Annotated in this window: 10 protein-coding genes; 1 reads left to right on the top strand and 9 read right to left on the bottom strand. The window is 62.5% G+C overall.

Features of this window, described 5'->3' with window-relative positions:
* Positions 1 to 29 precede the first annotated feature (29 nt).
* The 9 genes from cyoD to G502_RS18900 all read right to left on the bottom strand — a co-directional run bounded on the left by cyoD (position 30) and on the right by G502_RS18900 (position 10,007).
* Positions 30 to 362 carry a cytochrome o ubiquinol oxidase subunit IV gene (cyoD, locus tag G502_RS0105985; RefSeq protein WP_022727753.1) on the bottom strand — a complete coding sequence of 111 codons (333 nt, stop codon included), beginning with the start codon at positions 360 to 362 and terminating at the stop codon, positions 30 to 32.
* A complete protein-coding gene (gene cyoC / locus G502_RS0105980; protein ID WP_022727752.1) occupies positions 359 to 970 on the bottom strand; it encodes a cytochrome o ubiquinol oxidase subunit III in 612 nt (203 codons plus the stop codon). Before cyoC ends, cyoD begins: the two co-directional genes overlap by 4 nt.
* Positions 967 to 3,012, bottom strand: a complete 2,046-nt coding sequence (gene cyoB, locus G502_RS18910; protein ID WP_022727751.1) for a cytochrome o ubiquinol oxidase subunit I — start codon at positions 3,010 to 3,012, stop codon at positions 967 to 969. The genes cyoC and cyoB overlap by 4 nt, the downstream gene beginning before the upstream one ends.
* Positions 3,002 to 3,916 carry a ubiquinol oxidase subunit II gene (cyoA, locus tag G502_RS18905; protein ID WP_211217804.1) on the bottom strand — a complete coding sequence of 305 codons (915 nt, stop codon included), beginning with the start codon at positions 3,914 to 3,916 and terminating at the stop codon, positions 3,002 to 3,004. Before cyoA ends, cyoB begins: the two co-directional genes overlap by 11 nt.
* 129 nt (positions 3,917 to 4,045) lie before the next feature.
* Positions 4,046 to 4,915, bottom strand: coding sequence for a type 1 glutamine amidotransferase (locus G502_RS0105965; protein WP_022727749.1), 870 nt, complete (start codon positions 4,913 to 4,915; stop codon positions 4,046 to 4,048).
* On the bottom strand, positions 4,915 to 6,090 hold the full coding sequence (locus G502_RS0105960; protein ID WP_022727748.1) for an iron-containing alcohol dehydrogenase: 1,176 nt from the start codon (positions 6,088 to 6,090) through the stop codon (positions 4,915 to 4,917). The genes G502_RS0105965 and G502_RS0105960 overlap by 1 nt, the downstream gene beginning before the upstream one ends.
* Positions 6,091 to 6,147: 57 nt before the next feature.
* Positions 6,148 to 7,539, bottom strand: a complete 1,392-nt coding sequence (locus tag G502_RS0105955; protein WP_026989126.1) for an aldehyde dehydrogenase family protein — start codon at positions 7,537 to 7,539, stop codon at positions 6,148 to 6,150.
* A gap of 12 nt (positions 7,540 to 7,551) precedes the next feature.
* Positions 7,552 to 8,922, bottom strand: a complete 1,371-nt coding sequence (locus G502_RS0105950; RefSeq protein ID WP_022727746.1) for a glutamine synthetase family protein — start codon at positions 8,920 to 8,922, stop codon at positions 7,552 to 7,554.
* Between the two features lie 194 nt (positions 8,923 to 9,116).
* Positions 9,117 to 10,007: a MurR/RpiR family transcriptional regulator gene (locus G502_RS18900; RefSeq protein ID WP_022727745.1), complete on the bottom strand. Its 891-nt coding sequence runs from the start codon at positions 10,005 to 10,007 to the stop codon at positions 9,117 to 9,119.
* Positions 10,008 to 10,317: 310 nt separating this feature from the next.
* On the opposite strand from G502_RS18900, the gene G502_RS0105940 reads away from it, so the two are divergent.
* Positions 10,318 to 15,195 carry an NAD-glutamate dehydrogenase gene (locus tag G502_RS0105940; protein ID WP_022727744.1) on the top strand — a complete coding sequence of 1,626 codons (4,878 nt, stop codon included), beginning with the start codon at positions 10,318 to 10,320 and terminating at the stop codon, positions 15,193 to 15,195.
* Positions 15,196 to 15,227 lie beyond the last annotated feature (32 nt).

Below are 15,227 nucleotides of genomic sequence, written 5' to 3'. Positions count from 1 at the left end.
AATCGGCCGTCCCGGGGACATCCCCGGGATCAGGTAAACATGCGCTGGTGCAGGTCGAACATGATCCAGAGGCTGCCGCCGATCATGATGAAGATCAGCACGCAGGCAAAGGCGATCGCCAGCAGGGTTTCGCGGGGGGTCGTCGAGATGCCCAGGTGCAGGAAGAAGCGCAGGTGGACCAGGATCTGGACCACGGCGGCGGCTGCGATAACAAGCAGCGTCTGTGTTTGTGGCAAGCTGCCCGTTGCGACCAGGGCGAAGGGGATGACCGTCAGGACCAGCGCCAGAACGAAGCCGGTCAGGTAGCGTCTCAGGCCTGGCAGGACCGGTTGCACGGTGTTGTTCGGGGACGAATCGGTCATTCCAGCACTCCCGGCAGATAGACCACGGAGAATATGCCCACCCAGATGATGTCCAGGAAGTGCCAGAACAGGCCCAGTCGGGCCAGGCGCGAGGACACGGGGGCGGTGAGCCCCTTCAGGGCCACCTGGCTCATTATGACCAGGATCCAGAGCAATCCGACTGAGACATGCAGGCCATGCGTGCCCACCAGCACGAAGAACGACGAGAGCGCGCCGCTCTGATCCGGGCTGGCGCCGGCGGCTATCATGCCCTGGAACTCCACGAGTTCCATCAGGACGAAGCCCAGGCCCAGCAGGAAGGTGACCAGCAGGAAGGCCTGAAGCAGGCGGGGCCGGTTCGCTTTCTGGGCCAGGCTGGCCAGGCCGAAGGTCAGACTGCTGGTCAGCAGCAGCAGGGTCTCGCCGAAGGCGTGCGACAGGCTGAACTGGCTTTGCGGCGAGGGGGCATCGGCAATGTTGCCGGCCATGACCACGTAGGTCGCGAACAGCAGGGCGAAGATGACGGCATCGCTGAGCATGTAGAGCCAGAAGCCGAGGGTCCGCTCTTCATAAACGTCCGCATTTGCGGCGCCTTCAGCGGCGGAGTGGACTCTGTCCTGGGCCGTCATGGCGTCTGTCCCTGGGAAGTCGGTGTGTCATCCTCTGCAGTCCGGCCGCTGGCCGGATCAGCCGCCCAGCGTGCTGCGGCCTGGCGCAGTTGGCGGTGGCGGGTTTCGATGCGTTCGACCTCTTCGGCCGGAAGTCTGTATTCACGCTCATCATCGAAGCTGCGTGCAATGATGGTGCCGGCAATGGCCGCCAGGGCGGCAATGGCCAGCCACCAGATATGCCAGACCATGGCAAAGCCGAGCAGGAAAGCCAGGACGCCCAAAACGACCCCGGAGGCTGTGCTGCGCGGCAGTTCGATGTCGCTGTAGTGTTGCGGTAGCGCCTCGGCCTTGCCCTGCTTCTTCATCTCGTGGAAGGCATCGATGCTTTCCACCTGGGGCGGCACAGCGAAGTTGTAGGCTGCCGGCGGCGAGGCGGTCATCCATTCCAGGGTGCGTCCGTTCCAGGGATCGCCGGTCAGGTCCCGTCGGTCATGGCGGGTGCGAATGCTGACAACAAGCTGGATGATCATGCAGGCGATCCCGAAGAGGACGACCACGGCGCCCAAAGCCGCAACGATCAGGTAGGGTTGCCACTCCGCCACATTGTACTGTTCCAGGCGTCGCGGCATGCCCATGAAGCCCAGGACATATAGCGGCATGAAGGCGAGATAGAAGCCGATAATCCAACACCAGAAGGCGCGGGCGCCCCAGCGTTCGTCCAGGGTGAAGCCGAACATCTTGGGAAACCAGTACATGTAGCCGGCGAAGAAGCCGAAGAGCACGCCCGGGATCAGCATGTTGTGGAAGTGCGCGACCAGGAAGGTCGTGTTGTGCATCAGGTAATCCACCGGGGGCATGGCCAGCAGCACACCGGTCACGCCGCCGATGACGAAGGTCACCATGAAGCCGAGCGTCCAGAGCATTGGCGGCGGGAACTCGATGCGTCCCCGGTACATGGTCAGCAGCCAGTCGAAGACCTTCACGCCGGTGGGCACCGCGATGACCATGGTGGCGACGCCGAAGAAGGCGTTGACGTTGGCGCTGGAGCCCATGGTGAAGAAGTGGTGCAGCCAGACGGTGAAGGAGAGCAGCCCGATCGCCATGGTGGCGATGACCAGTGATGTGTAGCCGAACAGGCGCTTGCGCGAGAAGGTTGCCACCACTTCGGAGAAGATGCCGAAGGCCGGCAGGATCAGGATATAGACCTCCGGATGGCCCCAGATCCAGAAAAGGTTGATGTAGTTCATCATGTTGCCGCCGTCTGCATTCGTGAAGAAGTGCAGGCCGAATATGCGATCCAGGGCCAGCATGGAGACCACGACAGTGAGCGCCGGGAAGGCGAAGATCATCAGCAGGCTGGAACAGAAGGCGGTCCAGGTGAACAGCGGCATGCGCAGCAGCTTCATGCCCGGCGCACGGCGCTTGAGGATCGTGACGACGAAGTTGATGCCGGTCAGGGTCGTGCCCACGCCGCTGACCAGAATGGCCCAGATCCAGTAGTCGACCCCCACCGAGGGGTTGTAGGCAATCCCGGAATAAGGCGGATAGCCGGTCCAGCCGGCGGTCGAGAAGGTGCCCAGGACCAGGGAGATCATGACCAGAGCGGCGCCGGCAGCGCTCAGCCAGAGGCTCAGCGAATTCAGGAAGGGAAAGGCCACGTCCCGTGCCCCGATCTGCTGCGGCATGATGACGTTGATCAGGCCCGACAGGAACGGCATGGCCATGAAGAAGATCATGATCGTGCCGTGCGAGGAGAAGATCTGGTCGAAGTGGTCGGGTGGCAGGTAGCCGTCGGAATTCAGCGCAAAGGCCTGCTGGGCACGCATCATGATGGCGTCGATGAAGCCGCGCAGCAGCATGACCAGCGCCAGCACGATGTACATGATGCCGACCCGCTTGTGGTCGACGCTGGTCAGCCACTCGCTCCAGAGATAGCGCCACAAGCCGAACCAGGTGATGAGTGCGACCACGGCCAGACCGCCAAAGACGATCAGGCCGGCACCTCCCATCGCGACCCAGCTGTAGAAGGGCAGGGCGTCGAGGGTCAGTTTACCTAGCATTCCGGGATTCCTCGACGGATTCGGAAGAGATCTGGGTGTGCGCCGCCTGCGAGTCTGGACGCGCGGCGTACTTCGCAATGATGTCCTGGAACAGGTTTTCCTTCACGTCAGCATAATAGGTCACGGGATGATTGCTGCTGGGTTTCGCCAGCGCCTTGTAGCTGTCTGAATCAAGCGAATCCGGGGCCTTGCGGGCCTGTTCCACCCAGTCATCGAAGTCTTCTCCTGTCTGGGCGATTGCCTTGAAGTGCTGGCCGAAAAAACCGTCGCCGCTGTACTGGACATTGCGCCCCGTGAAGGTCCCGGGTGCGTCGGCCAGCAGGTTGAGGCGTGTCTGCATCCCCGCCATGGCATAGATCTGTCCAGCCAACGCCGGGATATGGAAGGAATTCATTACGGTGTCGGAGGTGATACGCAGGCTGAGCGGGCGGTCACTGGGAAAGGCCAGCTCGTTGACCGAGGCGACGCCCTGCTCGGGATAGATGAACAGCCACTTCCAGTCCTGGGCCACGACCTGGACCTCGAGCGCTTCTTCCTGTGTGTGCAGCTGCTTGTAGGGATCCAGCTTGTGTGTAGCATTCCAGAGCAGGATCCCCAGGGCGATCACGATGAGCGCCGGCACGACCCAGATGACGGTATCGACCAGGCCTGAGTAGGACCAGTCGGGATCATAGCGCGCCTTGCTGTTCGAACTGCGATAGCGCAGCACGAAGAAGAAGGTCATGGCGAAAACGGGAATCACCACGACCATCATCAGGGCCAGGGCGGTGAGCAGCAGGTTGCGTTCCGCAAGGGCTTGCGGTCCCGCTGGATCAATGAGCGGTGCGTCGGCCAGCCCGCAGCCACTGGCCATAACAGCCAGGCCGCACGCCGTCGCAGCCCGAAGATATCTACGCACCTTCATGAGTCCCCCGTTCCGAGCCGCCTTCCCTGGCCCGTGCGATCATCGGGGCGCCCCCGATTCGCGGCAGCATTGTGGAACGCTTCACTGTCTGCGATCAACCCATTGAACGCAGAAGGCAGGCGATCCGAATCAGCCGCGGCCCCGCGCGCGGGCGGTCGGGATGACCAGCTGGTCCAGCCAGTTGCCCAGTTCGCGATTGCGCGCGGCAGCATTCAGGACCATTCCATTGAGGCCGTAGAGCCAGCCCAGGTCCTTGCGGTCAGGATCGGCCTGCAGGGCCTTCAGGTCCTTGGTGAAGCGTTCCAGGGTCGGCATGTCGGGAAAGAAGCCATCCGAGAGCATGCGATCACGGTAGCGCAGGATGACCGTGGCGATCTCGTTGAAATCATACTCCGGATGATACTGCACGGCCCAGCAGACGCTGTTATCGTGGCGAATCTCGGCGGCCTGGATGCGGCTGACGTCGTTGCCGGCCAGCACCGTCATGCCCGGCGGTTCCACTGAAACCTCGTCCAGATGCACGCAGATGGCGTCAAAGACCGGGTCCTTGCCGGCCAGCAAGGGGTGCGATCCACCTTCCCCCAGAAGACGTATGCGCCGGGCGAAGCCGATTTCGCGGCCCAGCGGATTGGCCCGGACTTCGCCGCCGGCGGCCACGGTGGCCACCTGCAGCCCCCAGCAACTGCCGAAGATGGGTGTGCCCGAGGCAAAGGCGGCATGCGCCAGGTCCACCTGGCGCGTCACCTCCGGCTCGTCGTTGTAGACGTTGAGGGCCGAACCGGTCCAGGCGATCCCGTCATAGGCAGCCAGTTCCCCGCTCAGGGGCAGGCTGCCACCAGAGGTGTCGGCGGGATGGACGCTGTCGCATTCCACGTCGGGATTGAGCGACTTGAGCACGGAAATGTAGTGATCGGCAGTCCGTGTTCCGCCCAGCGAGGCATGCGCATCGTTGAGCTGTGGCGTGTTGCCGTCCACCACCAGGATGCGCAGCTGTGCCATTACACGGCCTCCCGCAGGGTCCCGCTCTGGGCCGAAAGGAAGATATGCTCAAGGGTCTCTGCGGTCAGTTGCTGCGGGTTGCCGCCGGCCGAGGGGTCCTCGATGGCCATGCGGCCGATGTCGGCAGATCGCTCGGCATCGACGCCGATCTCGGCCAGGCTGTTGGGGATGTTCATCGCTTCCCGGAATTCCAGCACCCAGTCCAACACGCCGTCGAAACCGCCCTTGGGCAGGTCCAGCACGCGTGCCACCAGGTCCATGCGCTCGGCAATGACCGGGCGGTTGTGCTGCATCACATAGGGCAGGATGATCGCGTTGGTCAGCCCGTGGTGGGTATCGTAAAGCGCGCCCACAGGATGGGCGATGGCGTGAACGGCGCCCAGGCCCTTCTGGAAGGCTGCCGCCCCCATGCTGGCGGCGGCCAGCATGTTGGCGCGCGCCTCGATATCCTCGCCATTCTCGTAAGCACGCGGCAGGAATTCCTTGATGATCCGCATGCCCTCGATGGCGAAACCGTCGGCCAGGGGGTGGAAACCCGGCGCGCAATAGGCCTCGAAGCAATGCACGAAGGCGTCCAGTCCTGTCGCCGCGGTGACCTTGGCCGGCAGTCCGATGGTCAGGCCCGGATCCTCGATGACGATTCCCGGCAGCATGCGCGGATGGAAGATGATCTTCTTCTCGTGCGTGGCCTCGTTGGTGATGACCGAGGCGCGGCCCACTTCCGAGCCGGTGCCCGCCGTTGTGGGAACCGCCACCACCGGCGCGATGGCCTCGGCGTTCGCACGCTTCCAGTTGTCGCCCACATCCTCGAAGTCCCAGATGGGACGCGTCTGTCCGACCATGAGCGCCACGGCCTTGGCGGCATCCAGGCCGCTGCCGCCGCCAAAGGCAATGATGCCGTCATGCCCGCCTTCACGATAGGCCGTGACTCCGGCGTCCACATTCGCGCCTACCGGGTTGCCCTTCACCTCGGCGAAGAGTGTGGTGTGCAGGCCCTCACCCTCAGCGATGGCGAGGGTCTCCTGGACAATGGGTGCATCCTTCAGGCCTGCGTCGGTGATCAGCAGGGGGCGTGAAATGCCCAGCTGGCGGCAGGCTTCGGGCAGCTCGTGGATGCGGCCGGGGCCGGCCCATATGTTGGTGGGATAACCCCAGTTTCCGGAAAGCTCGGTCATGGTCGGATGTCCTCTTGAGATCGTGGCGCGCAGAGTGGCTGCATCTGGTGTTACGAGTCAGAGCTTCGTGCGAAGATTGAAGGACTTGGGCCGTGTCAGGGATTCATAGCCCAGGCGTGACAGCGTGCAGCCGCGGCCCGAATCCTTGACGCCGGTCCAGGCAAGCGCCGGGTCCAGGTAATCGCAGCGGTTCATGAAGAAGGTGCCGGTTTCCACCGCATCGCCGATGCGCTGGGCGGCTTCGGCGTCCGAGGTCCAGACAGCGGCCGTCAGGCCAAAGTCGCTGTCATTCATCAGCGAGATGGCTTCCTCATCGGAATTCACCTTCATGATCGCCGCAATCGGGCCGAAGGTTTCCTCGCGCATCACCCGCATGTCGTGATCCACGTCCACCAGAACCTGCGGCGCCAGATAAGCCGAGCCCTCCTCGTTGGCAGGGAACTCGGCGGGATCCACTAGGGCGCGCGCACCGGCCTCCACGGCCTCCTTGACCTGGCCGCGCACGAAGTCGGCGGCGGCGGGGCGCACCATCGGACCGATGGTCGTTTCGGTCTCCAGCGGGTTGCCCAGGCGATAGCCACGGGTCTGTGCGACGAAGGCCTCGACGAAGCTGTCATAGAGCTTGGAATCCACGTAGATGCGCTCGATACCGCAGCAGGACTGTCCGGAGTTGAAGAAACTGCCGTCCACCAGGCTGTCCACGGCATGCTGCAGGTCGGCGTCGGCGCGCACGTAGGCCGGGTCCTTGCCGCCCAGTTCGAGTCCGGCACCGGCAAAGTGGTTCGAGATGGCTTTCTGCACCGTATGTCCGCCCTTAACCGAGCCGGTGAAGCAGACAAAGTTGACGCGCGGGTCGGCCATCATCTTCTCGGAGATCGGATGGGAAAGGTGCAGTGGCTGGAACACGCCCTCGGGCAGGCCGGCGGCAGCGAAGGCTTCGGCATAGCGCTCTGCGGACAGCGGCGTTTGGTGCGAGGGCTTGAGGATGACCGCGTTGCCGGCTGCGAGTGCCGGGATGACGGCGTTGACCGAGGTCAGGAAGGGATAGTTCCAGGGTGCGATGATGGCGACAATGCCCTGGGGCTCGCGCCGGATGAAACGCTCGAAGCCGTCCTTGGGCGTCGGCCGGATGTCGGCCAGTGCCTCGGGGGCAATCTCGATCATGTGGCGTGCGCGTTCCTCCATGCCGCCGACCTCGGCCGGCGCCTGGGAAATCGGGCGGCCCATCTGCCAGGCAACCTGCTCGGAAAGCTGGTCCTTGCGCTCGACCAGATAGTCGATGGCGCGGCTGAGAATGGCACAGCGCTTTTCAACGGGGGTATTCCGCCAGATGCGCTGGCCCTGGCGGGCGCGTTCAAGGGCCCGGTCCAACTCTCCCTCGTCGGCGAGCGGGCGTTCCACATAGACGCTTCCGTCAACGGGACTGACGGTCTTCAGCATTTCAGTCATCTGGTTGGTTCCTCAAATAATCTCGAAGTAGCGGTTGAGCTGCCAGTCCGTAATGGCCTTGCGGGCCTCGCGATCTTCCCATTCGCGCGTGGCGGCATAGTGTTCCACGAAGTCCTTGCCGAACAGTTCGTTGGCCACCTTTGAACGCTGCAGCCGTTCGGCGGCTTCGCTCAGGGTGCGGGGCAGCTGCTGGCTGCGGGTGGTTTTCTTCTCGTAGGCATTGCCTACCACCGGGGCTGTCGGTTCGATCTCGTTCTCGATGCCCCAGAGCCCGGAGCCGAGGGCGGCGGCAAGCGCGATATGGGGATGGATGTCGGCCGCGGAAATGCGGTATTCCACCCGCTGCGCCTTGGGGGATCCACCGATGGCACGCAGCGCCGTGGTGCGATTCTCGAAGCCCCAGGTCGCAGCCGTCGGCGCCCAGAAGCCCGGGATGAGGCGCGTGTAGCTGTTCACCGTGCAGGCGATCATGGCTGCCAGTTCGGGCATCAGCTTCTGCTGGCCGCCGATGAAGTGGCGCATGCTGTCGCTAATGGCGTTGTTCTTGGAAGGATCGTGGAAGACGGGTTCGCCGCTCTTCGCGTCCTTCAGCGAGATGTGGATGTGGCCGCTCTGGCCCGGCCAGTCGGGCGACCACTTGGCCATGAAGGTGGCCATCCAGCCATTGCGCTGGGCCAGTACCTTGGTGAAGGTCTTGAACAGCGCGGCCTTGTCGGCGGCGGACAGGGCGTCGTCGACGGCGATGGCGGCTTCCAGGACGCCGGGGCCGGTCTCGGTGTGCAGGCCCTCTATGGGGAAGTCCATTTCACGGCCCAGGTGCATCAGGTCTTGATAGAATTCCGAGAAGACGGAGTTGCGCAGCACGGAGTAGCCAAAGAAGCCCGGCGTGATGCACTTCAGGTCCTGGTAGTTCTTCTCGCGGATGCTCTGGGGTGTTTCGTCGAACAGGAAGAACTCGAACTCGCAGGCGGCCTGGGGCGCAAAGCCCATGTCGGCGGCGCGTTTCAGCACACGGCGTAGAACACCGCGCGGACAGACAGCTTCGCCCTTGTCCGCGAACTCGCCCAGGAAAAGCAGCGTGTTGTCCTCGAGCGGAAGTTCCCGGCAGGTCTCGGGTAATATGCGCACCTGCGCGTCGGGATAGGCAGTGTGCCAGCCGGTGAAGCTGGTGTTGTCGTACATCTGGTCGTGGGAATCCCAGCCCAGCACCACGTCACAGAAACCGAAGCCGCCTTCCAGCGCCGAGAGGAACTTTTCGCGCGACATGTACTTGCCGCGCATGATCCCGTCGCTGTCGAAAACCGCAACCTTGATGTCCTTGACGTCCCGCTCACGTATCAGTTTGACGGCATCTTCCGCAGTCTTCACGTCTACTGCCCGCATGCACCCGCTCCCTGTTTGATTGTCCGGCTGCACAGTTTCCATGCGCCGAATTGAGGATTTTCCGCAAGTTCAAGTCCGAAGCTGCGCAGCTTTGCGCCGCTGCAGGATCGGATTGGATAACTTTTTCCAAGTATGGAAAATAATGTCAATTCTGAAATTATCTGTTCATTGGCTTGTGCCCCCTCTCAAGCTGATCATTTGTCCGTATCGGGTACTGGAAGGGCCCAGGCCGTACGTACCGCCTCCAGATCCTTCAGGCGGTCGGCGAAGCTGTCGCCCAGGCGGTCCATGACGGCGGCAATCAGGGCCTCCACCGTCATCATCAAGGCGGCCGAGGAGTCCCAGCCGAAGGGGCTGACGGTACGTACTGCAATGACGTGGTCTGCCTGGGCGACGGCCGGCGACATCCATTCGTCGGTGAACAGAATGATACGTGTCCTGCGCCGTGCCGCCTCGTTCACGAAAGCGGCAATGTCGGGCTGGTAACGGCGCACGTCGAATGCGGCCAGGACGTCGTTGCGCCCCAGATCCAGAAGCTGGTCCGGCCAGGCTGCGCTCTGTCCGCCCACTTCGTGAACATTGGCGCGCACGGCACGCAGGTGCAGGAAGAGATAGTGCGCCAGGGCAGAGGTGAAACGTCCCCCCAGGACATAGAGCGGACGTTTGGGCTGACAGAGCAGCTCGACGATGGCGTCGAATTCGCTGCGCGACAGACTGTCGATGGTCTGTTCGATGTTCTCGCTGACCTGGGCGCCGAAGCGGCTTAGAAAATCCTTTTCGGGCGCGTCCTCCTGCTGTTGGACCTCCCAACGGCCCAGCGGCGAGGACAGACGGGTGGTCAATTCGCTGCGCAACACCGACTGGAATTCGGGGTAACCGGAAAAGCCCAGCTTGCCCAGCAGGCGCAGGATGGTAGCCCCACTGACTCCGGCCCGTCGGGCAAAGACGGTGATGCTTTCCAGTCCGGCCATGGGATAGTGGCTCATCAGCACGCGTGCCGCCCGGCGCTCGGAAGGTGTCAGCCTGTCCATGATGTCGCGCAACTGATCCGAAACGGGCCTCTGGGCCGTGGTGCTTTGCGGCATTCCCTGTTCCTCAAGGCATGTGAAATCATAGTTCCGCTGGCGTCGGATTGTGGCAAAGCTGCGAGGGGAAATCACCTCAATCCTGGGACAGAACTCCAGTTTGGATAGTCATGGGCGGGGCAGAGGACTGGGCGCCTTTGATCGGGGAACTGCCTCCTTGCCGATTTTTCGGGCAGTGTTATCGTGCATATGAAAGCTCTTGTCGCGCGTTGCGGGAAACAGGCCGGCTCTGCCTGTGGCTTTCCCGCACCGAGCGAAGAAGAACAATTCCGGGTGTGCCGCACGATCGGCAGAATAAAGAGGGCGCTCCATGGTTACCATCAGCGAGGATCAGAAGTCGGATCTTGTCTCCCAAACGCTTTCGACATTCGAGAGCAAGTTGAAGGACAGTGCCCAGGCCAAGATTGCGCAGGAATTCGCCAAGGCCTTCCTGGATGATGCGCCGCCCGAGGATATTCTGGACGAGACGCCGGAGAACCTGGCCGGAGCCATCGCCTCGCTCTGGCACTTTGCGGGACAGCGCCAGGCCCGGACGGCCAAGCTTCGCGTCTACAATCCAGATGCGAAACAGGATGGCTGGACGAGCCAGCACAGCGCGCTTGAGATCGTCAACGACGACATGCCCTTCCTGGTGGATTCGGTGACCGCGGCGCTGAACCAGCTGGAAATCGAGGTCTATCTTGTCGTCCACCCGATCCTTCTGGTCGAACGCGATGATGCGGGCAACCTGACTTCCGTTGCCGATCCTGCAGATCCCCAGAACATTGGCCGCCCGGAATCGAACATGCTGCTGCTGATCAGCGAGCAGCCGAAATCCCGTCACAAGAAGATCGAGAAAACCCTGTCCGCAGTTCTGGAGGACGTACGCGCCTCGGTCGAGGACTGGCGCCTGATGCGGCAGCGCTGCTGGGATATCATCAAGGAACTGGACCGTGATCCGCCGCGTCTGCCGCGCGATGAGATATCCGAGGGGATCGCCTTCCTGGAGTGGCTGGACGACGACCACTTCACCTATCTGGGCTTTCGGGAATACCGCTTTACCGGCAAGGGAAAGAACGCGGTGGCCGAGATCGATACCGAAAGCGGCCTGGGTCTGTTGCGCGATCCTCAATTCTCGGTTTTCGATGGCCTGCGCGATCTGGGCAAGCTGCCGCCCGATGTCCAGGACTGGTTGAAGAAGGCCGAGTTGCTGCGCATCACAAAGGCCAACAGCCGCTCCACCGTGCATCGGCCGACTCACCTGGACACCATCGCCGTCAAGACCTTCAACACCAAGGGCGAGGTGGTCGGCGAACGCCTGTTCATCGGCCTGTTCACCTCGACGGCCTATTCGCGCAGTCCCCGGCACATACCCCTGCTGCGGCACAAGGTGGACGAGACTATCGAGCAGGCAGGGTTCGTGCCGGGCAGTCACAACGGGAAGGCCCTGCTGCATATCCTTGAGACCTTCCCGCGCGACGAGCTTTTCCAGATTCACCAGGATGAGCTGACCAAGATCGCGCTGGGCATCCTGAACCTGCAGGAACGCCAGCGTACGGCCCTGTTCGTACGCAAGGATCCCTTCGAGCGCTTCGTTTCCTGCCTGATCTACGTTCCGCGCGATCGCTTCGACACGAACCTGCGGTACAAGCTGCAGGACATCGTGACCGAAGCCTATGCCGGCGAAGTGAGTTCCTTCCAGACGATGCTGGGCGATTCGCCGCTGGCCCGCCTGCATATCATCGTCGCCACCAAGCGCGGCAAGGTTCCCAAGGTGGATGTCCGCGAGCTGGAAAGCCGCATTGCCTATACGGCGCGCTCCTGGGTCGACAGCCTGGAACGCTGTTTGATCGAGCACTACGGGGAGCAGCGCGGGCATGGCCTGCTGCGCTGCTATGGCCGGGCCTTTTCGGCGGCTTACAAGGAGCGCTTCACCGAGAAGCAGGCGCTGAAGGATATCCAGTTGATGGAGAAGCTGGATGATGAAGGACCTGCCATAGAAATGGACCTTTATCGCCCTGCCGGATCTGATGCCGAGCAACTGAACTTCAAGGTTTTCGTGCCGGACCGGCCTGTGCATCTGAGCGATGTCATGCCCATGCTGGAGAACATGGGCCTGCGGGTCATCGGCGAGGTGCCCTATGTGCTGAAACTGGATGACGACCAGAAGAAGGGCAAGGAAGCGCCGCGCGAGATCTGGATCCATGATTTCGAACTGGAGCGCCAGTCCTCGAGCGACCTGGATGTCGAGAAGTACCGGGAGGACTTTCATGAAGTCTTCCAGCTGGTCTGGTCCGGCCGGCTCGAGAACGACGGCTTCAACCGCCTGGTCCTGGCCGCCGGTCTGGCGGCCCGGGAAATTCGCATCATGCGCGCCTTCTGCCGTTATCTGAGGCAGACGCAGATACCCTTCAGTCAGGCCTACATGGAGGACACGCTGGCGCGGAACGCAGGTCTGACCCGCCAGATTTCGGAGCTGTTCCTGCGTCGCTTCGACCCGAAGCGTGCGCGCAATCGCAAGCAGACCGAGAAGGACTGTGCCCAGCTGGTGACGGAGATCGAAGCCGCTCTCGACGATGTCACCAACCTGGACGAGGATCGCATCCTGCGGCGGTATCTCAATCTCGTCCTGTCCATGCTGCGCACGAACTATTTCCAGCGCGATGAGACAGGCGCGCTGAAGTCCTACATCTCGTTCAAGTTCGATGCCGAAATGCTGGAGGAGTTGCCACAGCCAAGGCCCTTCCGCGAGATCTTCGTCTATTCTCCACGGGTGGAGGGCGTGCACCTGCGTTTCGGCGCCGTGGCCCGCGGCGGGCTGCGTTGGTCCGACCGGCGCGAGGACTTCCGTACCGAGATCCTGGGCCTGGTCAAGGCACAGCAGGTGAAGAACGCGGTCATCGTGCCTGTGGGGGCCAAGGGCGGCTTCGTGCCCAAACGCTTGCCCGGGCCCGAGGCCGGCCGCGATGCCGTGATGAACGAGGGCATCGAGTCCTACAAGACCTTCATTCGCGCCTTGCTGGATGTCACCGACAACCTGGTCGAAGGCAAGGTGGTGCCCCCCGAGAATATGGTGCGCTACGACGACGACGATCCCTACATGGTGGTGGCGGCCGACAAGGGCACGGCAACCTTCTCGGACATTGCCAATGGCGTGGCGGCCGACTACGGCTTTTGGCTGGACGATGCCTTCGCCTCGGGTGGCTCCGAAGGGTACGACCACAAGGAAATGGCCATCACCGCACGCGGTGCCTGGGAGTCCGTCAAGCGTCATTTCCGGGAAGTGGGGCACAACACCCAGGAAGAGGACTTCACGGTCATTGGCGTGGGTGATATGTCGGGCGACGTCTTCGGTAACGGTATGCTGTTGTCGAAACACATCCGCCTGATCGGTGCGTTCAATCACCTGCATATCTTCGTGGATCCCGACCCCGATGCCGAGGCCTCCTGGAAGGAGCGCAAGCGCCTGTTCGATCTGCCGCGCAGCAGCTGGACGGATTACGACAGCAAGCTGATCTCGAAGGGCGGCGGTGTCTTCGACCGCAAGGCCAAGTCGATTCCGGTCAGTGCGGAAATGAAGGCCTGCCTCGGGTTGGAGAAGGACAAAGTCACGCCCAACGAGCTGGTCACGGCCATCCTGAAGGCCCAGGCCGACCTGCTGTGGTTCGGGGGAATCGGCACCTACATCAAGGCCTCCTCGGAAAGCAACGCCGAGGTCGGTGACCGCAACAACGATCCCATCCGTGTCGACGGACGCGATCTGAATGTCCGTGTGATCGGCGAGGGCGCCAACCTGGGCATGACCCAGGAGGCGCGCATCGAGTTCGCGATGGCGGGCGGACGGATCAACACAGATGCCATCGACAACTCGGCCGGCGTCGACTGTTCCGACCACGAGGTCAACATCAAGATCCTGCTGCGTGGTGCGGTCGAGGCCGGGAAACTGAGCCGCAAGCGCCGCAACGCGCTGCTTGAGGAGATGACCGAAGAGGTTGCAGCCTTGGTCCTGAAGGACAATTACCTCCAGACCCAGACCATCAGCATCAGCAATCGGCTGGGCGTGCGCCTGCTGGACCGCTTCGCGCGTTTCATACGGGCCCTGGAGAAGGCGGATTTGCTCAATCGCAGTCTCGAGGCCCTGCCGGATGACGAAACGCTGAAGGATCGCGCCACGGCCAACATCGGTCTGACGCGTCCCGAACTGGCGGTTCTGCTGGCCTATGCAAAGATCACACTCTATGAGCCGCTGGTCGAATCCTCCCTGCCGGACGACAGCTGGCTGGACCGTGACCTGCTGGAATACTTCCCGCAGCCCCTGCAGCAGAAGTATGCCAAGTACGCCCGGGAGCATCGGCTGCGCCGGGAGATACTGGCGACGCAGTTGACGAACGAAGTGATCAACCGCCTGGGCATTACCTTCGTCTTCGAGATGATGGAGCGCACGGGCGAAAGTCCCGAACAGGTTCTGCGTGCCTATGTGGCCGCCCGGGATTCCCTAGGCCTGCCCGAGCTCTGGCAGGAAATCGAGACCCTGGACAACAAGATCGATACCGACCTGCAGGCCAAACTGCTGACCGAATGCGGCCGTCTGGCCGAGAGGATCAGCCTGCGCTTCCTGCGCCAGGGTGAGAAGCCGCTGGACATCCGTGCCACGGTGGAACGGCACGGCAAGGGGAGTAAGGAACTCTTCGAGGCCTTGCCCGAACTGCTGGAGGAACCTGACAAGGGTCTGCTGGAACAGGAGGCGCGTGAGTACGTGGCCAACGGCGTACCGGAAAGTCTGGCATGGCGCGTTGCCGGTCTGAAGCACATGACTCCGGCCAGCGACATCATCCAGTTGGCCCAGACCTCAGGGCGCAGCGTCAAGAAGACGGCCAGTCTCTATTTCGATGTCGGTGCACGCTTTGGATGTGACTGGCTGAGACGGACGGCCGCCCGGCTGCCCCGGGATGCGGCCTGGACACGGTCTGCCATAACGGCGCTGGTCGACGATATTTATGACTATCAGGCAAATATCACGGCCGAGGTGCTGAGCCTGACCGAAAAGGACCGCGCTCCGGAAGATGCGCTGAAGATCTGGACCGAGCAGCGCTTCCTTCAGGTTAATCGCCTGGATCAGCTGTTGGGCGAGGTTTTGAATGCCCAGAGTCCCGACCTGGCCATGCTGACCGTTGCCAACCGACAGCTGAAGGCCCTGATCAACGGCTGAGGGCATGAGCCGGGAGCGGCGAGGACGAGACC

This window comes from Fodinicurvata sediminis DSM 21159 (genome assembly GCF_000420625.1).
GTDB lineage: Bacteria > Pseudomonadota > Alphaproteobacteria > Kiloniellales > DSM-21159 > Fodinicurvata > Fodinicurvata sediminis.
The sequence above is the reverse complement of the archived record's forward strand: the minus strand, read 5'-3'. Positions and strand labels throughout refer to the sequence as shown.